The organism is Neisseria sp. HMSC058F07 (assembly GCF_001810035.1).
GTDB lineage: Bacteria > Pseudomonadota > Gammaproteobacteria > Burkholderiales > Neisseriaceae > Neisseria > Neisseria perflava.
Map to the genome: position 1 here is coordinate 1 of NZ_KV799683.1, position 224 is coordinate 224.

Genomic DNA, 224 nt, shown 5'->3' on the forward strand with positions numbered 1-224 from the left:
CGGCTACGTTGGTCACTTTGTTGCCGGCGTTGTTCAATCCGTCTTTGGTCAGTTTGACATCACCTGCTTTAACGCCGTCTTGGGTCAATGCAACATCGTCGCCTACTTTCACACCGTCGTTGTTCACGGTGGTGTCGCCGGCTTTGACGCTGTCTACCACCAGGTCTTTGTTCAGCTTGACGGTCACTTTATCGTCTTGGGCTTCAGTGGTGATGTTGTCGTCG

Annotated in this window: 1 protein-coding gene; it reads right to left on the reverse strand. The window is 52.7% G+C overall.

Translation table 11 applies throughout. The annotated features are described in order from the left end of the window. Positions 1–224, reverse strand: a 224-nt coding sequence (locus HMPREF2696_RS11610; RefSeq protein WP_168162676.1) for a hypothetical protein, incomplete at both ends; no start/stop codon positions are given.